The organism is Microbulbifer sp. GL-2 (genome assembly GCF_007183175.1).
GTDB lineage: Bacteria > Pseudomonadota > Gammaproteobacteria > Pseudomonadales > Cellvibrionaceae > Microbulbifer.
This window is the reverse complement of the sequence record NZ_AP019807.1, coordinates 355,415-381,460: the sequence shown is the minus strand read 5'-3', so window position 1 is coordinate 381,460 and position 26,046 is coordinate 355,415. Positions and strand designations below refer to the sequence as shown.

The 26,046-nt window shown below is 47.7% G+C and carries 21 protein-coding genes; 7 read left to right on the top strand and 14 right to left on the bottom strand.

Annotated elements, in window-relative coordinates; translation table 11 throughout:
* Positions 1–22: 22 nt before the first annotated feature.
* Complete coding sequence (locus GL2_RS01735; protein ID WP_172621023.1) at positions 23–1,600, bottom strand: di-heme oxidoredictase family protein; 1,578 nt, start codon at positions 1,598–1,600, stop codon at positions 23–25.
* A gap of 1,500 nt (positions 1,601–3,100) precedes the next feature.
* Between GL2_RS01735 and GL2_RS01730 the strand changes: the two genes are divergently transcribed.
* Entirely contained in the window at positions 3,101–4,129 is a 1,029-nt protein-coding gene (locus GL2_RS01730; protein WP_143729005.1) for a glycosyltransferase family 1 protein, read from the top strand.
* 38 nt (positions 4,130–4,167) lie between these two features.
* Here GL2_RS01730 and GL2_RS21635 read toward each other — a convergent pair whose 3' ends face one another.
* Entirely contained in the window at positions 4,168–4,380 is a 213-nt protein-coding gene (locus GL2_RS21635; RefSeq protein ID WP_197736509.1) for an alpha/beta fold hydrolase, read from the bottom strand.
* 274 nt (positions 4,381–4,654) lie between these two features.
* On the bottom strand, positions 4,655–5,047 hold the full coding sequence (locus tag GL2_RS21630; RefSeq protein ID WP_197736508.1) for an alpha/beta fold hydrolase: 393 nt from the start codon (positions 5,045–5,047) through the stop codon (positions 4,655–4,657).
* Positions 5,048–5,175: 128 nt separating this feature from the next.
* Between GL2_RS21630 and GL2_RS01720 the strand changes: the two genes are divergently transcribed.
* The 6 genes from GL2_RS01720 to GL2_RS01695 all read left to right on the top strand — a co-directional run bounded on the left by GL2_RS01720 (position 5,176) and on the right by GL2_RS01695 (position 13,157).
* Complete coding sequence (locus GL2_RS01720; RefSeq protein ID WP_232053735.1) at positions 5,176–7,137, top strand: protein-disulfide reductase DsbD; 1,962 nt, start codon at positions 5,176–5,178, stop codon at positions 7,135–7,137.
* 19 nt (positions 7,138–7,156) lie between these two features.
* Entirely contained in the window at positions 7,157–7,783 is a 627-nt protein-coding gene (locus GL2_RS01715) for a thioredoxin family protein (RefSeq protein WP_197736507.1), read from the top strand.
* Between the two features lie 16 nt (positions 7,784–7,799).
* Positions 7,800–8,303, top strand: a complete 504-nt coding sequence (locus GL2_RS01710) for a protein disulfide oxidoreductase (protein ID WP_232053734.1) — start codon at positions 7,800–7,802, stop codon at positions 8,301–8,303.
* 184 nt (positions 8,304–8,487) lie between these two features.
* Positions 8,488–9,303 (top strand): MBL fold metallo-hydrolase, encoded by an 816-nt coding sequence (locus tag GL2_RS01705; RefSeq protein ID WP_143729002.1) that lies wholly within the window; start codon positions 8,488–8,490, stop codon positions 9,301–9,303.
* A 123-nt stretch (positions 9,304–9,426) separates the two neighbouring features.
* Positions 9,427–10,098: an aspartate/glutamate racemase family protein gene (locus GL2_RS01700; protein ID WP_232053733.1), complete on the top strand. Its 672-nt coding sequence runs from the start codon at positions 9,427–9,429 to the stop codon at positions 10,096–10,098.
* A 533-nt stretch (positions 10,099–10,631) separates the two neighbouring features.
* Positions 10,632–13,157 carry a TonB-dependent siderophore receptor gene (locus GL2_RS01695; RefSeq protein WP_143729000.1) on the top strand — a complete coding sequence of 842 codons (2,526 nt, stop codon included), beginning with the start codon at positions 10,632–10,634 and terminating at the stop codon, positions 13,155–13,157.
* A 128-nt stretch (positions 13,158–13,285) separates the two neighbouring features.
* Here the strand turns inward: GL2_RS01695 and GL2_RS01690 are convergent, their stop codons facing one another.
* The 11 genes from GL2_RS01690 to nuoE form a co-directional block, all read right to left on the bottom strand.
* Positions 13,286–13,744: a hypothetical protein gene (locus GL2_RS01690; RefSeq protein ID WP_143728999.1), complete on the bottom strand. Its 459-nt coding sequence runs from the start codon at positions 13,742–13,744 to the stop codon at positions 13,286–13,288.
* 84 nt (positions 13,745–13,828) lie between these two features.
* On the bottom strand, positions 13,829–15,370 hold the full coding sequence (locus GL2_RS01685; RefSeq protein ID WP_143728998.1) for an NADH-quinone oxidoreductase subunit N: 1,542 nt from the start codon (positions 15,368–15,370) through the stop codon (positions 13,829–13,831).
* Positions 15,367–16,944 carry a NuoM family protein gene (locus GL2_RS01680; protein ID WP_143728997.1) on the bottom strand — a complete coding sequence of 526 codons (1,578 nt, stop codon included), beginning with the start codon at positions 16,942–16,944 and terminating at the stop codon, positions 15,367–15,369. Before GL2_RS01680 ends, GL2_RS01685 begins: the two co-directional genes overlap by 4 nt.
* On the bottom strand, positions 16,941–18,779 hold the full coding sequence (gene nuoL / locus GL2_RS01675; RefSeq protein ID WP_143728996.1) for an NADH-quinone oxidoreductase subunit L: 1,839 nt from the start codon (positions 18,777–18,779) through the stop codon (positions 16,941–16,943). The genes GL2_RS01680 and nuoL overlap by 4 nt, the downstream gene beginning before the upstream one ends.
* A 1-nt stretch (position 18,780) precedes the next feature.
* Positions 18,781–19,098 (bottom strand): NADH-quinone oxidoreductase subunit NuoK, encoded by a 318-nt coding sequence (gene nuoK, locus GL2_RS01670; protein WP_143732756.1) that lies wholly within the window; start codon positions 19,096–19,098, stop codon positions 18,781–18,783.
* Positions 19,088–19,612 (bottom strand): NADH-quinone oxidoreductase subunit J, encoded by a 525-nt coding sequence (gene nuoJ / locus GL2_RS01665; protein ID WP_143728995.1) that lies wholly within the window; start codon positions 19,610–19,612, stop codon positions 19,088–19,090. Before nuoJ ends, nuoK begins: the two co-directional genes overlap by 11 nt.
* Positions 19,613–19,698: 86 nt before the next feature.
* Positions 19,699–20,217, bottom strand: coding sequence for an NADH-quinone oxidoreductase subunit NuoI (gene nuoI / locus GL2_RS01660; protein WP_197736506.1), 519 nt, complete (start codon positions 20,215–20,217; stop codon positions 19,699–19,701).
* 40 nt (positions 20,218–20,257) lie between these two features.
* Positions 20,258–21,214 carry an NADH-quinone oxidoreductase subunit NuoH gene (nuoH, locus tag GL2_RS01655; protein ID WP_143728994.1) on the bottom strand — a complete coding sequence of 319 codons (957 nt, stop codon included), beginning with the start codon at positions 21,212–21,214 and terminating at the stop codon, positions 20,258–20,260.
* Positions 21,215–21,221: 7 nt separating this feature from the next.
* The gene (nuoG, locus tag GL2_RS01650) at positions 21,222–24,062 is read right to left on the bottom strand and encodes an NADH-quinone oxidoreductase subunit NuoG (protein WP_143728993.1); all 2,841 of its coding nucleotides are present in this window, start codon (positions 24,060–24,062) and stop codon (positions 21,222–21,224) included.
* A gap of 93 nt (positions 24,063–24,155) precedes the next feature.
* Entirely contained in the window at positions 24,156–25,430 is a 1,275-nt protein-coding gene (gene nuoF / locus GL2_RS01645) for an NADH-quinone oxidoreductase subunit NuoF (RefSeq protein WP_143728992.1), read from the bottom strand.
* Positions 25,408–25,974 (bottom strand): NADH-quinone oxidoreductase subunit NuoE, encoded by a 567-nt coding sequence (nuoE, locus tag GL2_RS01640; protein WP_143728991.1) that lies wholly within the window; start codon positions 25,972–25,974, stop codon positions 25,408–25,410. Before nuoE ends, nuoF begins: the two co-directional genes overlap by 23 nt.
* Positions 25,975–26,046: the final 72 nt, after the last annotated feature.

Below are 26,046 nucleotides of genomic sequence, written 5' to 3'. Positions count from 1 at the left end.
GCATCATATTGTTCTGGTTATACTATTCGGGTGCTAGGTAGAGCACCAGGTTATCAAGGAAGCTCAGCAGGTTGGCTTTTTCCGCATCGCTCAGGTCATTAAACAGCGCTTTGCTGGATTCCGCTTCGCCGCCGTGATAGAGAATGGCTTCGGTCATGGTTGTGGCTCGTCCATCGTGCAAGTAAGGTGCGGTGGAGCCAACTCCCCAGAGATTTTCCGTCAGGAACACCGAAGCCCCCACATTGCCTTCGTCGAACTCCTCCGCCATGGCTCTGCCCATATCGTGGCGTTTGAGGTCACCATACATGCGAATAATAGCGCCGCCGTTTTCAGACTCCTCAAACTGGCCCAGAGTCTGGCCTGATGCTAGCTCCTGGGGATTGTCGAGGATATCGGTTAACAGGTTGAACTGCAGGGATTTTGCGGGTAGCCCAGCAATATCTCCGGCTGGGTAAGTCTCATCACGGAAGCTTGCATGCTTAGACGGCTCATAAAATACCGGGGAGGCCACTTCCATTTCCGGGCTGTGGCAGGAGGCACAATCGATAGAGTTGAAGATCTCTTCGCCATTTTGAATGCTGGAGATATCGGATTCACTGAGAGGGAGGCCATAGGTGTCCTGTTCCTCCTCACTGAGTGTGTTGATCACACTATTCAGCTCTATCTTAGTAACAGGGCGGGGTTGGGCTGCATTGTAGATTGCCAGTGCGGTGATATCTCCCACACTGAGTTCATTATTCACAGAATCAAAGTCACTGTCTGCATCGCCAACCAGCTCAGTGGCCTGCATTCCCAATTCTTGGTGAGCGGCTCCACGAACAAAGGCGCGAACAAAGCCTGTCAATCCTTTCCACTCAAATGGACGAACAACCAGGTCTGTATCTATGCCGACCAGATTATCGTAATTAACTTCCTCACAGGACACCTGAACCTGGCCAAAACTGACTCCCTTGGCCACCATCTCTACAGTGCTGTCCTGCTCTGAGTCACAACTTTCAATGACAGCCTCATCTCGTAATGTGTGTAGCTCGGTTGTCATTTCCTCGGCTACCAGCTGTACCGCACCCATTCCAAACAAGTGCGGTGACTGGCGTTCGATAAAGCCCTTTTGCTTACGTTCCGGGTCCATGCGAATTACATTGTCATTTACACCGCCGCCACCGTCGGCGACGGGAACATTGTGGCAGCTGATACAGGAGTCGCCATTGGGGCCGGTGGCCCTGTGTGGCAGGATGTTTGCCCAAGCCATCGGGCCTCTTAAATCTGGTCGTGGAAAGCTGGTAAAGCGCTTGCCATTGCCCACGTTGACTCCCACTCCATCCAGTGCGTTGTAATTTATTTCGAATAGCTCGTCCCCTTCTTCAAAAGCTTGTATATAGGCTTCCAGAGGGTCCATAGCTTCAAGCTCGGCCTGGTTAATATGCCCCCCAAGATGTACCTCTACAGCACCGGCCTCAAGAATTCGAACCGTATTAAAAATTTCACTGAAGTCGTAGGGTTGTTGCCTGGGTTTTCTAAGGGGTTTTCTTGCATTTTTAGGTACTCGATTTTTATCGTGCTTGGAACCGAAGTCTGCAAGAACCGGAGTTGATACAAACATGAGGGCGGATATTGCTATGAAAATAGGCAATAGGTTCTTTTTAGAAATCATTGATTATATCTCCCGGTACTTGTTGGACGCGAATGGAGCAATACTGCCTATGCCAATATGCGATCAAGGAGACTTCGTAATAAGCACCACTTTGGCGGCCCAGTCAGCAAAAGAAGTTTATGCTAACTAAAATTATTAAATGGAATACATAAGTCTCATAAGGCATATTTTAATAGAATTAAAACGCATCCATGCTGGTCATGTGTATACCAAATTTCGTAACCAGAGGCTCAAAAAGTCGGGAAGTAAACAGAGGAGGCTTGTAAGCCCGCTTAGCAGGTTTAACCTTGTTCCTGTCGCCCAGAAATAAATCCCGAGTATTTATTTTTGCCCATAACCCACTGTGTTTTTGCACAGGTATGTTGTTGTTTGGTGTTTCTTAGTTGCCGTTTACTGGCCAGGAGTTCCCGGTTGCTCATGAAATATTTCCTGGGAAATGAAATTGTGATTTGGTGACATTAGGAAATCTGCCACATTTCTGTGTTCTCCCTGAGCGCCAAAATATAACTGTGTAAGCAGTTCGGATAGGGGTTTAAGCTGGCGATTTTATTATTAAATTCATGTTTTTAATTTTTGTAATGGATAATTTTTAAAGTATGGGTAACTTTCAGTTGTATATCATTATTCGATTTATATTGTTTTCGTGTTCTTTTCTTGAGTTCATTTAAGCGTCTTGTTTTGGGTTGATTGGCACTCTTTCCATTTGTTATCTGCCTTTATCATGGAGGGAGCTCTGGAGATTCTTGGGCGTTAGGTCGATGTGAATGAATTTGGCGCTAAATTCCTCTTATTGGCGCCTGTTAAGTCTAGCCTGCCATATATTTCAATATACAAAGAGTGAGATAGTTAATATTGCCATGGCTGCTATAGTTGCGTGAGCGTAATAGGCGCTGATTGCTCATTATGGGTTTATTGTGTGCTCCTTAGCGATCAGTGAGGTGAATAAAATAATAGGTGGATTGTTTAATTTTCACAATTCAGTATTGATTATTATTTTAAAGGCTGGTTTAGCTTCTTGTGGGTGTGTTTCTGATGGTTGAGGAGGGTGAGATTTATGTTTGGTCATTTTTTTGTTGCATTAAGGTGAGTCGCAGTCAAGTAATCATATATATGTGAAGAGTAGAAGCCTTTATTTTCATTGTTTAAAGGTCGCTTCTCATGTTTCTTTCTTGCAGTTTTTTGAATGCAGGCTTTTTTCAGATTGATAGTCATGAAATAAATGTCTAGCAATGCTGATTAAGTGTAATGGTTTTTCTACGCTGGGTGTGTGCTCAGCAATAGTTAACTGTATGAAGCTCAAAGAGCGTATCAAGAAGAAAGTTCATTCTGTAATCAGAAAAATGTCCGATAAATCATAGTGATAGCTGTTGACCTGGAGATGTGTTGCAAGGGAAGTGTTGGAGCTTAAATGGATATATTGTCGTTTGCTGTTGTTAGGGGTTGTCAGGTATGAAGATATTAATTGCCACGGATACCTATCCGCAGCAGCTCAATGGTGTTTCCCGCGTCCTTGATAAGACCTACAGGGAGCTTAAGAAACGTGGGCATGAAGTTAGAATTTTATCTGCGGATGATTGTACTGCATTTCCATGGCCAGGATACCAGGAAGTGAAAATAGCGGTTTTTCCTGGGCGGCGAGTTGCCAGAATTGTGGATGATTTTTCTCCAGACGCAATTCATATAATGACAGAGGGGCCAGTAGGTTGGGCGGTGCGTGGTTACTGCAAACAGAGGGGGTTAAGGTTCACAACCTCTTGGCTTTCCAGACTTTCAGAGTATGTTTCTATTCGATATAAAATACCTGTGAGCTGGCTGCATAACCTGTTGCTTCGATTTCACCAGTCGGCTGCACAGACAATGGTAACCACAGATGGTATGGCTAGTGAAGCAAAAATTATGGGGATTACTCGTGTTTGCTACTGGCGTAGAGGCGTTGAGTTGGAAAAATTCAGGCCTGTTCAGACAACTATTTTTGAGGACCTTCCCAGGCCAATTATGCTGAATGTAGGGCGCGTAGCCATAGAGAAATCACTCGATAGATTTTTATCCATTGACTTGCCGGGGACCAAGGTGATTGTTGGTGACGGTCCCCAATTAAATGCATTAAAAAGAAAGTTTCCCGCAGCTGTTTATCTTGGCGTGCGTGAAGGTGAGAAACTGACGGAATGTTATAGCGGTGCGGATGTTTTTGTGTTCCCTTCTTTAACAGATACCTTTGGTCTGGTGAATCTGGAAGCGCTGGCTTGTGGTTTACCTGTTGCCGCTTATCCGGTCACTGGGCCAAAAGATATTATTGGCAATGCCCCTGTTGGCGTCTTGCATGAAGATCTTAAAGTGGCCATCAAGCGAGCACTGTTACTCAATGGGGAAGACTGTATTGCTCATGCCAGAACGTTTACTTGGGACGTGGCTACAGAGGACTTTATTTCCAGTCTGGTGCCGGCCAGGATGGAGCAACCGGCTGCTGTTGAGTTTTAGTCTATCAGTGATTTCTGTAAGAGAATAAGTTTAAACGTTTAAATGCAGGCTTTTAATAGCTCTGCCCAGCAGTCCCTGCGCACGAATCCATAGTGGCCTACTCCGGGCCAGGTATGTATGCTGCTGTTTGGTAATTTATCGTGCAATTTTTTTGGCATTTTAATGTCAATGATCTCATCAGCGTCACCGTAAAAAATCTTTACGGGGGTTTTAATATTTTCCAGCTCAAAGCCCCAGTCCCAAAGTGCCATAATCATTTCATAGAGGCCTTCCCCCCCTGGGCCATGCCAGCGGTGAAAGATGCCTCAAACATGGCTTTTTGCTTTGGGTCTTGAAGCAGGATGTCTGCATCCGAGGGGTCGTCCCGAGCACACATCAGCATAAAGCGATTGATATTCCTGGTTGCACTGCGTGCTGAAAAGCTGCACATCCATTTTATAAGGAATGGAAATTTGTGGAGTCTGGCTATTAATTTCAGATCCTTGTTCTTTAATAGCCTTGGCATTCCCGTTTCACCAAGCGGTACTACTGGAGAGGCCAGGGAGATTTTGGTAACTCTTTCTGGAAGTCGGTAGGCAATAGAGAGGGCATGAGGGCCGCCCCCGAATGCCCGACTACAGAAAACTGATCTATCTGGAGAAAGTTGGCCAGTGCTTCCATATCATTTCCCCAGTCCACCATCTTGCGACCTCTAAAAGGAGAGGAACCACCAACCCCTGGCTGGTCAGCGGCGATCACTCGAACTCCCAGGGAGGCTGTCAGGGTGTTATCGGGGTTGCGAATTAATCTGGAGTCGGAGAAGCCATGATTAAAAATTACCGGAATACCGTTGGGATCGCCGTAAACATCGTAGGCAAGCTTGCGACCATCTTTCATTTGCAGTATCTGCATGCCAGATTCCCACTCGGTCTTGTCCATCTTGTGATTTAATCCCTGAGATACAGAGTATAGTGTTGTAATAATTCCTGGAATATTGCCACTGAGAGGCGAGCTCTTTGATCGATATGAGGAAGTTTCCGATATATGTTCTGGGTTTGTTGCTCTTAATGGGTGTAGCTCAGACCGTGGCTCAGGAAAGCACTTCTGGGGAGCATGTCACCGTCCGTTGGTTAGCGCCAGCAAGTTTTACGGCGCAAGCCAGCGAAAAACTTGGCTTCTATTTCGAAGTGGATCCCGGCTGGCATGTGTATTGGCGTAATCCGGGAGACTCGGGTGCAGCACCACGTTTCAGAATAAAGCCAGATGGGGCCAGGGTAGGGCCCATCGAATGGCCATTTCCTGTTCGTCTGAAGATTGAGCATTTAACCAACCTCGGGTATGCGGGCAATGTTGCCTATCTCTTCGATATAACTCCAAAGCAGGGAACAAAGGTGGTTTCCCTCACTGTGGAGCTGGAATGGTTGGTGTGTAAGATTGAGTGCATCCCTGGTTTTGGCACTATGACATTGTCTCGCCCAATAGCTGATACGGCGCCTTGGCTACCGGCAGACCTGGCTCTGAGGGATTACTTCGCTGAAAAAATTCCTCTGCCGGGCGTCCAAAGTCCCTGGCTACCGGTCTCTCTCTCGGCACAGGGAGAGGAGCGGATACACCTTTTGCTGCAAATGGCGGGGACAGCTAAACCACCCGAGGTCTTCCCCCTCAATGGCGATCTGTTTACGGGTGCCAAGCCGAAACTACAGCGGGAAGGCGGGACCCTGGATTATATCTTTGAGCGCCTGCCCGGTGCCGCGCTAAGTGAAACAGCCGGTTTTGTCTTAAGTGATGGTAGCCGTGCCTGGCAGTTGGATAGGGTTGCTTTTGGCGCGGCTATGCCTGAGGCACCGCAGCGCCCCTTGTGGTTGTTAATCCTGGCCGCCCTGGCGGGTGGGATTATTTTGAACCTGATGCCCTGTGTGTTTCCCGTACTGTCTATCAAGTTGTTGGGCTTGGTCAGGGAGGGACATAGTGACAGTGGAAGGCTGCGTGAAGGACTCCTGTATGCTGCTGGAGTCCTTACAACTTTTGCGGTGCTGGGAGTCCTGCTTTTGGTGCTTCGAGCCTGGGGGGCGGCTATTGGCTGGGGATTTCAGCTACAGTCTGCCCCTGTGGTAATGGGTTTAATTTTATTGTTTTGGTTAATGGCCCTGTCTTTCAGTGGTGTGTTCGAGTTTGGACATCGACTGGTGAACCTTGCAGGAGTCAGCCGTGGAGGCACCTTCGCCACAGGTGTGTTGGCGGTGTTTGTAGCTGCGCCATGTACAGGGCCCTTTATGGGAGTTGCATTGGGCACTGCGGCGATACTACCAGCCGTTGAGGCAATATTAATTTTTCTGGGTCTCGGAGTAGGGCTTGCGGCTCCATTTGTTTTGCTCTGTGCCAGCCCCGTACTTTTGAATCGGTTGCCGAAGCCGGGTCCCTGGATGGAAAAGCTGCGTCAGTTCCTGGCTTTTCCCCTCTACGCCACTGTAATCTGGCTGCTATGGGTACTGGGGCGGATGCTCGGCGAGGGTGGTTGGCTAATCGGTGCTTTATTGTTATTGGCGATCACTTTTGTCCTATGGCTCGGATACAATTTTTCCCGCTTTGGTCGTATCTGTGCATGGGTGCTGCTATTGATCTTTTTGGTGACTGGCTACTTGGCTTTGAATCGGGGGAATGGAGAAGCGTCAGGGGATATTGTCAGCTGGCAGGAGTATGACCGGTTGCTGTTAGAGCAGGCTCTGGAAGTGGGGCGTCCAGTATTCATTGACTACACTGCGGCATGGTGTATTACCTGCCAAGTAAATAAAAAACTGGTATTGGATACATCTGAAGTGCAGCAGTTATTTCAAATGAATAAGGTTTTACTACTGCGTGCGGATTGGACCAGACAGGACCCGGAAATTACTGAAAGCCTGGCTGCTTTGGGGCGTAATTCAGTGCCAGTATATGCCTGGTATCCAGCAGGCTCGAAAGAGCCACAACTTCTACCTCAGATACTGCAGGAATCTATGATCACCGATTTATTTAATGGCAATAAAAACTGAATAGAAAGGAGAACTGGCTATGAATGTAAATTTTCGTACTCGCGGTCTTGCGGTGATGGGGTGCCTATTTATTTTGTCTCTGCTTTCTTCCATTGTTTCGGCGGCAGCAGTTCCCGGCGAAAAGGCTCCGGATTTCTCCGTCATAGATGCGCAGGGGGATAAAAGTTCACTGACGGATTTTACGGGACAGTGGTTGGTGATTGAATGGTTCAATAAGGACTGTCCCTACGTAAAAAAACACTATGGGAGTGGCAATATGCAGTCCCTGCAGAAGAAATATACTGACCAAGGCGTCAAATGGTTGACGGTTATCTCCTCTGCGGAAGGCAAGCAGGGATATCTCGCGCCGGACAGAGCGCTCAAAGTAGCCAAATCCCACAATTTAAACGCCAGTAGGCCTTTCCTGCTCGACACTGGTGGCGATATGGGCCGTGCGTATGGCGCAAAGACAACACCACATATGTTTGTTATTAATCCACAGGGGACAGTAGTCTACGCAGGAGCAATTGATGATAACGACTCAGCCAGCCCGGCAGTGATTGCCAGCTCCCACAACTATGTCTCTGCTGCCTTAGATGCATCCCTGAAAGGTGAAGCTATCTCGCGTGCATCATCCAGGGCCTATGGTTGCAGTGTGAAGTATTAAAGAAGGAGTGACCGAGGTGCGAAATCATTGGTTTCGGCTGGCGGGAAAGTTTTCAATTTTTATCTTGCTGGCGATTCTGGTGACAACAGCTGTCGCTTATTATCAGCAGCGGGATATACCCAAAGAGCAAGCGCCGCCCCTAAAAGGTCGGACACTCCACGGTAACCTTCTGGATTTACAGCAGATGACAGCCCAGGGGCCGGTACTTATCTATTTCTGGGCATCCTGGTGTCCCTACTGTCGCATCGTTTCCCCGAAAATTTCCGAATTGGCCCGTGAGCACCAGGTTATTGGTGTTGCCATGCAGTCGGGGTCGGAGGAGGTTGTGGAAGAGTATATGCAGCGCTACAACCTGAAGTTTCCCACCATTAATGATCCTGGGGGCGCAACCAGTGCGCTTTGGGGGGTGAGGGTTACACCGACTATGGTTATTGTTGGGAGTGATGGAAAGATCGCCTGGGTTACCAGTGGAACCACATCCAAACTCGGACTGAAGCTTCGTCTGGAGTTGACTGAGTAGCGGGCTTCCCGCATGCGAGGAGGCGGAACCCTAGAGTGTGGTTTGATGTTGGAAGGTTCCTGGGAGGTACCCTGAGATGTTATCAATTCTTTTAAGGATCCCAAACGGGCAACCAATTAAATGGCGCAATTTGCCTTTTCTTGGGTGAGGCCTCTATAGCTGCTTTTCGTTGTCGGAGGGTCGTGTGTCGGTTATTGATTCTTTTGACTACAAAGACCTGGATGCCCAAAGGGTTGGCAGGTTTGACTTTGGAATTAATACCACTTTTATTGTCTATCGCCTGAAAGACACTATTGTTGATGCTGGCCCAAGCAATCAGTGGAAATATGTCAAATGGTTTGTAAAGAACAAACCATTCAAACAGTTGTTGATAACACATCACCATGAAGACCACAGTGGTAATGCTGGCGCTATCTACAAGCTTACTGGTATACAGCCACGAGCGCCAAAAGCCACTATTGAAATACTGAAGCGTGGCTTTCGTATCCCACCGATGCAAAGGCTAATATGGGGTGCTGCGGGACTGGCTGAGGCTGCCGAGTTACCTCAGGATCTGCGTATCGCTGGTGAACAAGTCATTCCTATTCCGGCGCCAGGACATGCCAAGGACATGACCTGCTACCTGATGCAGGATCGTGGTTGGATATTTACCGCCGATCTCTATGTTGCCAGCCACCTTAAACTGCTGCGAAAAGATGAAAGTATTCCAGTATTGATGCAGAGTATTCGCAAGGTACTGGAGTATGACTTTGATTTGATATTGTGCCCGCACCGAGGGTTGGTTGAAAATGGAAAGAAGCGGTTGCAAGATAAATATGACTACTTGTTGCAATTATCGAGTGCAGCTCAAGAGTTGAGTCGACAGGGGCTTCCTCTTAAAGAAATTACTCGGAAGCTTCTCGGTAGGGAAGGCTTAATGGGGATTCTATCGGGGTATAATTTCAGTAAACGAAACCTTATAGCTTCCTGCATGTCATTCGATGTATCCAAGCACTCCTAATAGACCAACTCCTGTTTCAGGTGGCGGCATTGTTGGTGGTTAATTATGTAGGCCCTAAATAAAGTAAATATCTCCAGTTACATTTAAGGTTTTTTTGTGAAGAAAATAGGATTGTTAGGTGGTATGAGCTGGGAGAGTACCCAGACATATTATCAGTTGATTAACGAGGGCGTTAATCGAAAACTAGGTGGGTTACACTCTGCTGAAATTATTTTATACAGTGTTGATTTTGCGAAGATTGAAAAACTGCAAGGTGCCGGAGAGTGGGAAGAGTCAGGCCAGTTACTGGCTAGTGCGGCGCAGGGGGTTCAAACAGCTGGAGCAGATTGCATACTGATTTGTACCAATACGATGCATAAGGTGGCCTCCCAGGTCGAACTATCGATCGACATCCCACTGCTGCATATTGCCGATGCTACCGCCGAAGTTTTAGTGCAGAGGGGAGTAAGGAAAGCGGGTCTGTTAGGCACCGCTTTTACTATGGAACAGGATTTTTATCGGCAGAGGATTCAAAATAACTATGGAGTGACTGTTATTGTTCCTGAAGCGGAAGACCGAAAAAAAATTCATTCGATAATTTTTGATGAGTTGTGCAAAGGGGAATTGCTGAAAAGCTCTAAGGAAGAATATTTACGGATTATTCAATCGCTTTCGGATATGGGGGCAGAGGCCGTTATTCTGGGCTGTACGGAAATTGGTCTGCTGGTCTCCCAGGACGATACACAGATCCCCCTTCTCGACACTACTCGAATTCACGCGGATAAGGCGGTTGAGTTTGCGCTATCGACATCCTAGCGGCAATCTCACGTCTGTACCCATCTATCCGGGGGCTGGGTGGGTATAAAAGGCTTACTGAAAATTTATTGCTAATTCTTCATGTTTAGGATGACCCTTCAAATTTCAAGAAAATGCGGGCCGAGCATTTCTGAAATTTGGTCTATACAAGGATGGCAGTCTTTCTTGAATGAATAGCTGGACTTATTGAAGTGTGAAATCGAATAAAAACCTATTAAAAGCTATAGCTGTCATAAAAGTCGCAATCGAACAATAAGACACGATTCAAATTGTAAATATCTGTTATTTAGGTGTTTTAATTTTCCATTTTTACTGGCACTTTCTACTTGTGTCACGTTTCTTGCAGTGATTATTGATGATGATAATCTTCGGCCGGTAGGTGAACTGCTTCAGTATGTTATCCGTGGTTTATGGTTTCAGCTTAAAGTGTAATTTTTTTGGTTAGTGTTTTACCGCTATCAATATTAAATGGTTTCAGTTTAATTTGTTGATGTGGCCTGGAAGATAAAACAGATAATTAACAGGGTAATTTCATGAAAGAAAACAAGAGACGCTGGCTGGCGTCCTTTGGTGCGCCATCGCTTTTGGCGATGGCGATTGCCGCGGTATCCAGCCCCGTTACCGCTGAGGATGCACTTCTTGAAGAAGTGATCACAATTGGTACCCGAGTTGAAGGCCGCTCGGCTACAGACTCATCTGCTCCGATAGATATTGTAACTGGCGATGAGTTTGTGAATCAGGGAGATGGCGATCTCAATAACCTGTTGCGCAATGTTGTGCCTTCCTACAATGTGAATGCCAAGCCGATCTCCGATGCTGCATCCATTGTACGGCCGGCAAACCTGCGTGGACTGCCGCCTGATAGCACCCTGGTGCTGGTCAATGGCAAGCGCCGTCACCGCGCCTCTGTAATTTCTTTTCTCGGCAGTGGTGTTTCCGATGGTGCTCAAGGGCCAGATATTTCTGCAATTCCAGCGATTGCCCTGAAGCAGGTGGAAGTATTGAGGGATGGTGCAGCCGCGCAGTACGGATCGGATGCCATAGCCGGTGTGATTAACTTTCAGTTGAAGGATGCTGCCGAGGGTGGCTCGGTGGAGGTAAAGCATGCGACTACCGCTGAGGGGGATGGTGATCAGAGCATGGTTTCCGCTAACTTCGGTTTGCCGTTGACGGACTCCGGATTTGTGAATTTCAGTATGGAGTATCGTGAGCAGGACTCCACCAGCCGTAGTGTTCAGCGTGATGATGCAGCGCAGCTGATTGATGATGGCAACACCTTTGTTGCTAACCCCGCGCAAATCTGGGGCCAGCCAGAAGTTAATGATGATACTAAGTTTTTTGTTAATAGTGCTATCGAGTTAAGTGAAACCGCCGAGTTGTATGCCTTTGGCAACTATGCGAGTCGTTCAACTGATGGGGGTTTTTATTACCGTAATCCGGAAACTCGGGAGGGTGTTTTTGCTAAAGAAATACAGCTGAATGAGGATAGGGATGGAGATGGTGAGCTTGATAAGGTGCTAGTCCCTTTAATCGGCGATCTCGATCCGAGCAATGGAATTGACAGCTGTGAAGGTTACTCAGTTTCAGAAGCTCACGATAGCGATGAGTGTTTCTCCTTTACAGAAATGTTCCCCGGAGGATTTACCCCGCGCTTTGGCGGTGATCTGGAAGATTACTCCATGGTTTTTGGCCTGCGCGGCGAGCTTGCCAATGGTATTGGTTATGATGTCAGTGCCAGCAGGGGGCATAATAAGGTAGATTTCAATATCTACAATACTGTGAATGCCACTATGGGGCCGGATACACCTACCAAATTCAGCCCCGGTGGTTATGCGCAAACGGAAACAAACTTCAATATCGACCTGACCAAGGCGACTGAATTCGCTGGCAAGACATTGTATATGGCCGGTGGCTTCGAATGGCGTGAGGAGGAATTTGAAGTCAATATGGGCGATGAGGCTTCCTGGACAGTCGGACCTTTGACTGAGCAGGGTTTCCTTATTGGTTCCAATGGTTTTTCCGGTTTTGGACCAAAAGTTGTCGGCACATTTGATCGCGATAATATCGCGCTCTATACCGATTTCGAACTGGAGGCCACAGAAAGTCTACGTTTGGGCGCTGCTCTACGCTGGGAAGACTTTTCCGATTTTGGTGATACCTCAAACTTTAAGCTGTCTGGCCACTATGAAGTTAATGAGATGTTGGCTCTGCGCTCCACAATCAGTACTGGTTTCCGTGCACCTACACCTGGCCAGTCAAATATCAGTAATGTCACGACGGCATTCACCGATGGACAATTGGCGAACCGCGGGACTATTCCTCCAACCAATCCCATTGCTGAGCTGAAGGGGGGTAAACAACTGCAACCGGAAGAATCTGAGAGCTTCACTTTGGGGGCTATTGTTTCGGCTGGCGATTGGGAAATTACCCTGGATTATTTCCTGATCGCCGTAACTGACCGTATTACCCAGTCCGCTAATCAGGAGCTAAGTGACACCGAGCGTGCTCAATTGGTGGCAGATGGGATTAGTGGTGCGGACTCGCTCCAGTACTTCCGTTTTTATACGAATGACTTTGATACTAAGACCAAAGGCATTGATCTTGTGGCTACTTATCCATTAGGTGATGCTACGGACTTGAGTTTCGCCGCAAACTGGACAGATACGGAGGTGACGGACTTTAGTCCAGAAACCATGGATGATATGCGTCTCAGACAGCTGGAGGATGGACTGCCAAATGTTCGTGGTAATGCCACGATTAACCATGTTGGTGATGGTTGGCGTGGACTGGTTCGCCTCAACTACTACGGTAGCTATTGGGAAGCTCATCTGGACGATTACAGCTTACCCGTTGATGCCGGAGATGAGTGGACGGTCGATATTGAAGGGGCATATGACTTTACTGAGTCCTTGTCTCTGATAGCGGGTGCTGAGAATCTGTTCAACAACTATCCGGATAAGAATCCACACTCAGGCGTTGCTGGTGCGCAGTATCCAGAAACGGCACCCATGGGGTTCAATGGTGCGCTTTACTATGTACGTGCACAGTATGACTTCTAGGGACTTGGGTTTGGTTTCATAACCTATGTAAGTATCAGGCTCAGTCAGTTTACTGAATGAGCCTGATACTTGGACCGCCTGCGAAGGTAAAGAAGCTCACCGAGGACTGTGGGCTTCCTTATGGAATATTACATATCCCAGAGGGAATTGGTGGCCATTGAAAGAGTGATACGCTCTTTGTCCTGAATCTGCTTCAAGTCTTCGAAAATTTCCTTAACTTCCATTGACTCAATGGCTCCGTAAACCGCTTCATATAGACTGGAGAAATAGCGGTCTACCTCACGGCCCATATTATTAATTTCTTTAATGCTTGGCGGATTGCTCAACGGCAAGTGACGAATAAAGTCTTTTGCACTTTCTTCATGTGTGTATTGCAGCCATGTCTGCATTACTTTCTGCTGTGCAACTTCTCCATAATTAGCAAGATTTCTGGCCATGCGCTGCTCATGCTCAAGCATGTGCTTCAATAAAAGTTGCGTTCGGTAGTCGTCAGATTTATCCAGCAGCTCATCATAGAGTTCTGCCATGTCCAAGTGAAATTTTTCAGCATCTTTGATAATTTCGAATGCCTGTTTGAATGTTTTCATAGGTTTGCCCTTCGGTACCTGTTGGCTTTTTAATGGGCAGGAAAAACAGGTTTTGCGCTTTTACAGCCATACCCTACTGTATCGTTATAGTGCATTTATCCAGTTGATCAAGATCTGGGGAAATATGCCAAATACAAGCAATGCTGCAGTCAGGATAATCAACAACAAATTTCCCGAGGTGGCAATTTGTACACTGCTATTGGACTTGTCAGAAAGTACATTATCCCGCTGAACCATGGTCAGTAGTAGGCGTAGATAGTAGAAAAGCCCCAATGCACTACCAATTACAACACCTGCCAGAAGTACCCACATCTGACCTTCTACACCGGCAGTAAAAATATAGAATTTTCCGATAAAACCTATGGTCAGTGGAATTCCGGCTAGTGATAAGAGCATCGCTGCCAGACAGCTGGCGAGCCAGGGGGAACGCCATAGTAATCCCCGGTAAAAATCGCGTTGGTAGGGATCTTCTGAGTTTTCACCTGGATTTTCTGGAAACTCTCCTTTGAGGATTTTTTCCTCTACTGAATCTGCCACCAAGCCCACCACAGCAAAAGCCCCCAGAGTGGTGATAATGTAGGCTACCAGGTAATAGATTACTGCCTCGGTTCCAAAGGTACTCTTGCCAATAATAAAGGCAACTATCAGGTAACCGATATGACTGATGGAGGAATATGCCAGAAGCCTTTTAATATTAGTTTGCATTAAGGCTAATAAATTCCCGACCAGCATACTGGCCACAGCCGCTATGGATAGCATATCAATCAGTATCTGACTTCCATAGAGGTCCAGGGTATTAAAAAACCGGAGAAGGAAGCCAATAACTGCACCTTTACCTACAGTAGCAATAAGGGCAGTTGTGGGGGTTGGGGCGCCCTGGTAAACATCTGGTGTCCAAATATGAAAAGGTACCAGGGATAACTTGAAAGCTACTGAGATTAGAAGAAGCGTAATCCCGGTGGCAAACAGGGTGGATGTTTGTGAAAGTTCAGCCATATGGGAAGCTATCCCAGAAAAACTTAAGGATCCGCTTGCACTGTAAATCAAGGCAATACCAAATAGCCCGAGCGCTGTGGATAAGGCAGATAGGAGTAAATATTTAATGGCTGATTCGAGTGATTGAACCTGCTCCCTTTGTGGAGAGAGATCACCGGTTACGGCAAAGCCGAGCATGGGATATAACGCCAGGCTAATCAGTTCTAGCCCCAGGAAGAAAGTGGCAAAGTGACTGGCAAAGACCAGAGTAGTGGCTCCGAGCATAGCCAAAAGCAAGAGGATATAAAACTCTTCCGGATAACTGCCGGAATTCCCCTTTGGATTGCAGCGCAGACGAAGATAGCTGTACCCCATTATGCTCACTGCAATTGCTGTCAAAAGCAGTAGCAATGCAAAAAATAGTGCGGTGTGATCTACCAGTAGTAGGCCAGTAACCTGAATGGAACTTGCCCCTGTGGATAAGGTGGCTCCGACCCAGAAACATGAGGCGCTGGCGAATAATAAAGTGATGATGGTAGTCAGTAGTGCCCCAACATGCCCTCGCCAAAATGAAACCTGCAGCAAGAGAATAACGATTCCCGCACTCAATAACAGTAGAGGCAGTATCCCGAAGAGTTCTTGAGCATTCATGGAGACTTATCCTCTCGTGAGCTTGGGGTTTCCCTGGCTTGCACCTGGGAGGACAAAAGGTTGACGTTCGGTATGATCGTTTCAATTTTTGTCAGTGTCTGGACAACCGTGGGTTCAGAAATATTGAAGATGGGTTGTGGACGCAGTCCTATCACAATCAGAAGTAGGGCGAGAGAAATCAGGGCGCAGGATTCCCGCAGGCTTAAGTCCATTGTTTTTTCTTTTGGCAATTGACGCTCAAGCTGTTTGTTGAGATTGCCAAAGAAGACCCTTTGCATCATCAGCAGTGCGTAAAGTGCAGCCCCAATCAGGCCAGTTGCGGCGAGTACTGTAATCCAATGGTTGCTGCGGAAGCTTCCCACCAATACGGTGAATTCAGCAACAAAATTTCCCAGTCCTGGAAGGCCGAGAGAGGCCACAGCAAAAAACAGGGCTACGGCTGACAATTTGGGTAATACTGTCCATACTCCGCCCAACTGATGCATATCCCGAGTGTGTAGTCGGTGCTGCAGTGCCCCAACCAAGGCGAAGAGCGCCGCGGTACTAAGGCCGTGCGCAATCATCTGCATTACCGCGCCCTGTACTGCAATAGTATCCATGGCATAGAGACCGAGTAGCACAAATCCCATATGACTGACACTCGAATAAGCCACCAGCCTTTTCATATCTCTCTGGGCGAATGCCAGTATGGCACCATAGATAACGCTGATTGCACCAATGGTCATCGCCACTGGTGCAAATGCCATGGAACTTTCGGGAAACAGTGACAGGTTAAACCGCAATAGTCCGTAGGCGCCGGTTTTTAGCAGGATGGCTGCAAGTAAGATACTGCCGGCGGTTGGTGCCTGGGTATGAGCATCCGGTAGCCAAGTATGAAATGGCAGTGCCGGTAGTTTCACAATAAAAGCAATAAAGAATCCCAGCATTAACCAATACGCTGCGGTTGCTGTGAGATCAGCTGCGAGTAAGTCGTTATAATTAAAAGTAAGCTGACCGGAGTTCTTGTAATGAATATAAGCCAACCCGACTATTGCTATCAGCATTAGCAAACTACTCGCCTGAGTAAAGATAAAAAATTTGATTGCGGCATAAATTCGCTTTTCATAACCCCATACAGCGATCAGGAAGAGCATTGGAATCAGCATTACTTCCCAAAAGAAAAAGAACAAGAATAGATCGATAGCGGTAAAGACCCCTATAACCCCGGCGAGCGTCCATAGAAAATTGAAATAGAAAAATCCGCGGCGGAAATTGATATCATTCCAGGTCATTATTAGCCCGAAAATACCCATTGCTATTGTCAGGGTCAGCATTAAAAAGCTCAATCCATCAATTGCAAGATGAAAACTGATGCCAAACCTGGGAATCCAGTTAACTTGTAAGCTGTCCCACCAGGGACCACTCGAAACTGATTGTGGACTGCTTAGATAAGACCAGTAACTGAAAAGCAGTAGAGCTGCCAATAGCAGGCTAAGCAGGCTGATCCAGCGTCCGCCCCTCTGTAAATAGCGTTCCGCAAGCCAGGCAATAATGCCTCCTGCGAATAGGATAATTATGATTGCCAGTAATGTCATAGGGCCACCAGGAGAGCGAGGAACAGAATGGAACCTGCGGCAAAAGTTGCCAGGTACCAACGCACCTGACCATTTTGAGAAGAGCTGAGAAGATTATTTAGCTGCTGGCTAAGTGCCGCTGTGCCTTTGTACACACTATCGATAATGTCGTTGTGATTCAGGCGTGCCAAGGTTTTAAAGGGTTTGACCAACAGATGATCGTAAAGCCAGTCGAACCCCCAACCGCTGAACCAGAACTGCATAACTTTGGAACGTTTTTCGCCGATACTTTTCTCTTTCCGGGACAGCATCCATGCAATAGCCAGACCGATTAATGGCATGGTAATGGCAACGCCCTCTACCCAGGCGGCCGGGTGCTCCTTTGCTTCCACACCAAATACCCCCTGTAGAGGAGGTGTAAGCAACCCTCCAAAAAGGGCGAGAGTAGCAAGAATTGCAAGTGGAACACTCATTACCTTAGTATTTGCATCCTTACAGCTAGATGAGGCAGAACCCTCATTTCCCGCGAAAACCAAAAAGAGAACCCGAAAACTGTAGATACCTGTTACCAGGGCACCGAGAATGCCGGCGAGCCACAGGCTGTTAAAACCCTCGCGGAACTCCCAAGCCCGCAACAATATCTGGTCCTTGCTATAAAAACCTGAGGTAAAGGGTAGAGCGGCAAGACAGGCGCAACCGATTGTAAAGCAGATAAATGTAAAGGGGATTTTTCGATAGAGCCCGCCCATTGCAAATATATTCTGCTCGTGATGAAGGCTCAGGATCACAGAACCGGCTGAAAGGAAAAGTAAGGCTTTGAAGAAAGCATGGGTCATCAGGTGGAAGATAGCTCCAGACCAAGCGCCAACGCCTAGCGCCAGAAACATATAACCGATCTGGCTGATTGTGGAATAGGCAAGCACTCGCTTGATATCACTCTGCGCAATAGCGCTGAAGCCTGCCAGTAGTAAGGTAAGTGCGCCGACAATGGCTACAGCGGTCATTGCAGTTTCCGATAGCATATAAAGCGGATGCATTCGGGCTATCAGGTAGACTCCAGCTGTCACCATTGTGGCTGCGTGAATCAGGGCGCTGACCGGCGTTGGGCCGGCCATGGCGTCCGGCAACCAGGTTTGTAGTGGTAACTGAGCGGATTTACCTACTGCACCACCGAGTAGCAGAAGGGTGGCGATAGTGATTATTTGGGGGTTTGCTCCCGAGCTATCTGCGGCTGAAATCAACTCTGGGATATTAAGCGTGGAAAACTCGAAGAAAAGAAGAAACAGCCCGATCGCCATGGCGGTATCGCCAATGCGGGTGACGATAAAAGCTTTCTGTGCGGCTGCACCATTGGCAGGATCTTTGTACCAGAAACCAATCAGCAGATAGCTGCATAGGCCGACACCTTCCCAACCCAGGTAGAGTAAAACCAGATTATCAGCCATCACTAAAATTAGCATGGCACATACGAAAAGGTTCAAATAGGCAAAGTAGCGTCGAAAATCGGGATCCTCACGCATATAGCCGGCGGAGTATAGGTGTATCAAAAAGCCGACACCGGTAATGATCATCAACATAACCAGTGTGAGCCAGTCTACATGAAAATCAAAACCCAGCCGCAGGTTATCTATCAACATCCATTGCCACAATTTGATACTAACCACTTCGGCAGGGTTTTGCCAAAAAACTGTTGCCGCCACAATAGCGGTTAATATCGCTGCAGTGCCGACACTGCCAACACCGATAGCAGCGATAACTTCCTCTGGTAATTCTCTGTGATAAAACAGCGGAATAGCCACCAATACGAGGAAACCAATAAATGGTAGAAGTGGCACCCAGGCCAATAGCCCCTGCATATTACCCCCTCAATTCATTTAATTGGTCGATGTCAACTGTATGTTTGCGATGGTAAAACTGAAGTACCAGTGCAAGCGCTATGGCCACCTCTGCTGCTGCCAGGGTTACCACGAATACGAACATGACCTGCCCATCGGCATTGCCCCAGTGGGCACCGGCAACGACAAACATTAAGGCTGAGGCGTTGGTGCAGATTTCTACAGACATCAGCATAAAAATGATATTGCGTCGCATCATTAATCCCGCAAGACCGAGACAGAAAAGAATCGATGCTAAAAGCACACCAGCCTCAAGTCCTGGAGCAGTTTCAAATGGCATCATCAGCGCCCCCTGTATCAATTTTTCTGCGTCGGGCGAGGTGGAAAGCACCTACCAAACCGGCCAATAACAACATTGATGCCAGCTCTACCGCGAGTACGTAGTGACTAAACAGTGCGATTCCTACTTGTTTGGGTCCGATATAGTGAAAGGCCTGGGTAGAAGAGATTTGACCACTGCTAACCAATAAAATCAGCTGAACCAGTAAAAGCGCGGACAGTAACGCTGGACCAATCCAGGTAGTTGGCTGAAGCCAGGCTTGTTCTTGCATGACCGTAGAGTCGCCCTGGTTGAGCATCATAATTACGAAAATTATCAGTACCATGATGGCTCCAGCATAAATAATTACTTCCAATGCTGCTGCCAGGGGAGCACCAAATTGGTAAAAAATAACAGCAACTGCCAGTAGGGACGTCACAAGATAGAGGAGTGCGTGTACGGCATTCCTGTGAAAAATAACCATGGTGGTGGAAATAATCGCGATCGCCGCAGTGAGATAAAAAACAAAATTCATTCAGACTCTCCCTCTAGTTTTGCCCTTTTTTCTTTATTGCTTGGGCGCTTCCCTGCAAGGTGGAACATCAATATGATTATTTTGTATTACAGGTTTAGGCTTTTGATATTAATTGGTTCAGCTTCATTTTCAGCCTCACCTTTATCCTTTCCAGTTATGGCCTTACCCGCTACCTGATAAAAGCTGTAATCGTGATACTTGCCAGGACCGTTAATTAGAAGATCCTCTTTTTCATAAACCATATTTTGTCGGTCGTATTCACACATCTCAAAATCCGGGGTCAGCTGTATAGCATAGGTGGGACAGGCGTCTTCACAGAGACCACACATAATGCAGCGAGAAAAATTGATACGGAAATACTCTGGTCTCCAACGCCCATCAGGGTCTTCAGTTTTCTGTAAGGAAATACAATCGGGTGGGCAGGCTACTGCACAGAGATTACAAGCTACACACCGCTCATCCCCATTGGGGTCACGGGTCAGGACGATTCTTCCGCGATATCTGGGCGCCAGGTAGGGCTTTTGATCAGGGTACTGCACCGTAACGTTGCGCCTAAAAAGGTGCTTAAATACCAGCCACATACTGCGAAGTTGGCTCGCAATCATTGCTTTTCTCCTGCCGATATTTCCAAAAGTGCACCTTCTGCTATGCGATCCATAACAATACCCCCGCAGTGACGAGTAAATTTACCAATGCCAGTGGCAGCATAACTTTCCAGCCAAATTTCATTAGCTGGTCGTAGCGTGGGCGTGGTAGTGATGCGCGCAATAATATAAATATTCCAACCATGATCGCAGTTTTTAGGCCAAACCAGATGATGGGGGGCAGCCAGGGGCCATGCCAGCCACCCAGGAAGAGTGTGGTAATCAGTGCGGAAATTAGGATTACTGCGAGATATTCGCCTACGAAAAACATACCAAACTTCATACCGGAATATTCTGTGTGAAATCCGGCTGTGAGTTCATGTTCAGCTTCGGGAAGATCGAAGGGGGTTCTTCGGCTCTCAGCAATACCGGCAATGAAAAACACAACAAACCCAACAAATTGGGGAACAATAAACCAAAGTCCTTCTTGCGCATTGACAATATCGCGCAAGTTAAAGCTGCCTGACATCATCACAACACCCATCAGGCTCAGCCCCATAAAAACCTCATAGGAAACGGTCTGTGCAGCAGCACGCAGGCCGCCGAGCAGGGCATATTTATTATTGGAAGCATAGCCCCCAAGAATAATGCTGTATACCGCGATGGAACTCATCGCCAATACAAACAGAAGGCCAATATTCAGGTCCACTACACCAATACCTGGTGCCATTGGCACCACGGCAAAGGCGATTAACATAGTGGCCATAACAACGGTGGGTGCCAGTACAAAGACAGGAATATCCGCGAAGCGGGGAATAAAATCCTCTTTAAAGAACAGTTTGATCATATCTGCAAGTACTTGCAGTGTACCGAAGGGACCCACACGGTTAGGACCGGGCCTGTCCTGCCAAAAGCCGAGTAAACGTCTTTCACCCCAGGTCAACACCGCTGCGAGTATCACTGTAGCGATCAATACTCCAAAGATATTCAGTAGTGTTATCCAGATTGGTGTGCTCATTGCTCAATCAACTCTCTGTAATGGCTGGTGTTTCTGCAGGGCGCAATGATGCGAATCCAGGCAGAAGAGGAGACAGGGTTTCGAAGTCCGGTAGCCCAAAAGGGATACCAACAGTACCTGGCGGGATTGTGGCGCTTATACGCACTTCAGCCCGATAGGCACCGCATTGCGTTTCCAGTTCAACCAGCTCCCCAAGATTAATTCCGGTAGTTTCTGCATCCATATGGTTAACCAGCACAAAGGGGGCCTCAATGACTTCAGATATTCCCATCGCCTGGTTGCTGAGTTCCTCGGAGCCGAACAGTCGATAAACAGGTAGCATCTGTACACGATTGGGAATATCAGGCAGTTCCTGTTTTGTGTCTGAATGTACGCTCCAATCTGGCATTTCCTGTTGAGGCCGATCAATTCTGATTCCGGAAGGGCCGCCCCTGCGTTCACCACCAACAACTTCCTGAAATTTGAATATCGATTGATTGGAGTTCCAGCCAGGCGACCAGATATTGGCCTGTAGTGGTGATTTGTTCGGGTTATGGATCCCTTCCATACTGAAGCTCATAGGTGCATCGGGATCTTGGACTGGAGGGGCTTCAGAAACATGTTCCTCTGCATAAATTGCTGTGCGTCCACTGTAACGAGCACTTTGGCGAGCGACCTTTAGCCCCTCGATACGGAAATCTTCGTCTGGGCCCAACGTATCGAGAACTTTTAATACGCGAAATTCACGGGCAATTGCATCGCTAAGATCGGTACTGTGTTTCCATTTGATCATTATCGATAAACTATCAGATTTTTCTTTGCAGAAAGTTACGGCATCCACCAGCCAGCGCCAGCTTTCCTGAATAAATCCCTTACCTTCATAAACCGCGTAGAAGCGTTGAGCCAGTCCGTTATTATTAACAAACGTGCCCTGGGATTCCGCTGTCGCTGTAGCGGGGAAAATCCAGTCGGCACGCTTGGTTGTCGGGTTCAGCAGGGTATCCAACAGGAGTACCTCTTCAACCTGGGAAAATATTTTCTCCAGGGATTTTTTGTCCATTCTCCGGTAGAGGTCATTTTCCAAAATAATCAGGGATGTAGGTAGATTATTATTCTGGGTCTTCTCCAGGGTTTCGAGCAGATTTTCCAGATTGCCTTTACCATTTTCGAAAAATTGGGTAATGCCCAAACTGTTGACCTCATCACAGGCAAGGTAGAGCATGGTGGGCGTTTTTTTATAGTCACCTAGGGCTTTTGCGACCTGCGCAGCGCCTCGAAGTGTATCTGAGTGTTTGCTGGATGTACCCGAGATAATTAATGGATGTTTGGCACTGCGCAGTATCTCTGCCGTGTGGATAACAGTTTCTAATAATGGCGACTCAAGGCCTTGCGGAGGGATTGCCGGATCAATTATTGCCTGTGCCAGGTTTCGAGCAAATAATGCCACTTTATCTGGGGATTCAAATATAGTCTTGGAGGTGATATCCGTCAGATTGCTCAACTCAGTTCCAACAAAAATAATCGGGCTGTAATCGCCCTCCAACTGCCTTACTGAAGAGTCCTGCCACAGAGGAATTTTCAAAGATTGCGCCTGCTCTTTCTGGCGGTTTCGTGCAGCCTGGCGCAAAGCGAGGGAAATACGCGGTGCAGTATTGTATGTGTCCTCTCCCAAGATCAATATCGCATCGGCACTTTCTATTTCCGGAGTTGTGGGACTATGGATATGACTATCTTGCTGGATAGTATTAACCAGCTGTAATAGCTCCTGATCCCTACGATTGAGACCTGAATAGAAGTTTTCCGGTCCGGTTAGTTGCCGGAGTGCAAAGTTGTTTTCCAGGGACGTTCGTGGGGAACCAATACCAACGATTTTTCTTTCGCCCCGTTGGCGTGCAGCAATTTGTTCTGCAAGATGGAGTACGGCCTTCTGTGGGGAAACCTCCTGGTGCAGGTGATCACCACTTTCTGCTGTGGTGCTGATGACCTCTTCATGACGGGCGGAGAATACCTTTTCGATACGTGTGGCGCTGTTAATATATTCGTAACCAAAGCGGCCACGGTCACATAGGAAATAACCGTTTATATCGTGGTGGTAAAGATTGGTTACTCGCCGCAGCACTGGATCTGAATTGTTGGCAGACTCACGCGCACCGGGTGCGGTGTTGCAGCCTACGGCACAGTGTTCACAGACTGAAGGAGCAGTCTGTAGATCCCATTTTCGCACGAAATGAGAACTGAAAGTCTTGTCTGTAAAGACACCCGTCGGGCAGACTTCCACCAAATTTCCGCTGAAGCCATTTTCCAGTCGTCCTTCCTCCTGCCGACCGAAGTAGACCTGGTGATTTCTTCCTAGCGCCTGTAAATCCTCACCGCCGGCGTAGTCGTTGTAAAATCTCACACAGCGATAACAGGTAATACAACGATTCATTTCATGATTAATAAAAGGCCCCAGATATTGATTATGATGGGTCCTTTTGGTCCCCCGATAGCGGCGCATGGTATGACCTGACATTTCCGTCATATCCTGAAGGTGACATTCTCCTCCTTCTTCACAAACGGGGCAGTCGTGAGGATGATTGGTCATCAGATCTTCAATAACGCTGCCACGGAAATCCTTGGCTTCTTCATTCTCCACGCTGTAAATACCACCTTCACGGACTGGTGTCATACAGCTCATAATTAAACGGCCACGCTGATCTTCGCTGTCTTTGTATTCGATCATCGCGCATTGTCTACAAGCACCTACCGAGCCCATTTCCGGATGCCAGCAAAAATAGGGAACATTGAGCCCCAGAGTCAGGCAGGTACTGAGCAGGTTTTGCTCACCGTCGACCTGGTATTTTTCACCGTCAATAGTGATGGTTGGCATTGCTAGTCCATTATTGTTGTATCGACTATTGTTGTATCAGCATAATTTCAACTACTGATTTTATGCGCCTGCTGCCGGTGGCCTTAGTTTGATTTATGTATAGGGGCAGCAGTGATTGTCTATATGATCGATAAAGTCCTGCTCGAACAGTTTCAACGCACTTTGCAGTGGCTCGGCGGCCCCGGGAGCCAGAGCGCAGAAAGTTTTGCCTGGGCCTATGCGTTGGCACTGTTCGCGAAGCAGGTCGAGATCCTCTGGTAGCCCTTCGCCGTCCTCAATTCTTTGCAGTATTTTCACAACCCAGGGCAGGCCGTCGCGACAGGGAGTGCACCAACCGCAGGATTCTCGGGCAAAAAACTGGGTAAGATTGAGCACCAGTCCTACGGGGCAGGTCTGGCTATCTAAAACAATAATGGTGCCGGTGCCCATTCGACTGCCGGCTTTGCCAATAACATCGTAATCCATCGGCAAATCCAGATGTTCAGGACCGAGGAAATCGGTAGAACCACCGCCAGGCAGGAACCCTTTTAACTCCAGTCCATCCTGCATACCACCGGCGTGTTGTTCGATAATCTCCCGAATTGGGGTACCCATGGGGAGTTCCCAGGTGCCGGGCTTCTTTACTTTTCCGCTGACCCCAAAAACCTTGCTGCCTGCATCCTCGCCACGGCCGAGCCCCCGGTACCATTCAACACCCAATTCCACCAGATGTGGGATATTGCAGAAGGTCTCTACGTTATTTACCACCGTAGGCTTTCCCCAAAGTCCACTCACTTGTGGGAATGGAGGCTTTGCACGAGGGATAGCACGGCGACCTTCCAGTGCATTTAATAGTGCCGTTTCTTCGCCACAGATATAATTTCCAGCACTGCGGTGGACAAAAATTTCCAGGCCGAAGTCGCTATCAAAAATTCGACTACCAAGAAAACCTTGCTCTCTGGCCTCATCAATCGCATGTTCCAGCCGCTCAGCGGCCAGATGGTATTCACCCCGAATAAATATATAACCAATGGTTGCACCTATGGCATAGGCGGCAATAGCCATGCCTTCCAGTAACAGGTGAGGGTCCCGCTCCATCAGTAAGCGATCTTTGAAAGTACCGGGCTCCATTTCGTCTGCGTTGCAGACTATAAATTTCTGCTCGGGTGAGCCCTCACCTCGAGGAACAAAACTCCATTTCAAGCCTGTGTTAAATCCCGCTCCTCCACGACCACGCAAGCCGCCATCCTTGACCAGGTCAATGATGTCATTCGGAACCATGGTGTGGGCCTTACGCCAACCCCGATAGCCACCATTGCCCACATAATGCTCGAGGTCGGCGGCAGTATTCTGGTCGGTAATATTTTTAGTCAGGGGATTTGTCAGCATAGTATTTCTTCTTGTTATCGATTAATTCGTCGATTGCTGATTCATCGAGGTTTCGATGCATTTCCTCTCCAAGCATCAAGACCGGTGCTTTATCACAGTCTCCCAGGCATGGGGTTTCCAGTAGGGTGAATATTCCATCCGCAGAAGTTTGCCCTGCTTTTATATTCAGGGTTTCGCAAATATGTTTTTGTAAACGATCGCAGCCCATAACCCAGCAACTGGCACTTTTACAGAGGTAAATGACCTCTTTTCCCACCGGTTGACGAAAAATCAACTGGAAGTAGGTGGCTACGCTTTCCAGTTGGGCGACAGGAATAGTGAGGTAGTCGGAGATTGCCTGAATACTCTCGTCGGAAATCCATCCACGGTGCTTTTGTACAATTCTCAGGGCCTCCAAACCCACTGAGGACTTATTCTCATAATGGGAGGCCTCCCGGTCTATTTCCTCTTTTTCCTCGGTAGTGAGAACTCCGGATAATTTGTCTGAATCCCTGTTGCTATGCTCCATTACTTCTATTGGTTCCGGTTCTAGTAAGCTGGACATATATGCTTCCTCAGGCGAAATCGCGGAGGCATATGTGAATTGCCTGTGCTGCCCTGGGGCGTAGTGGCACTG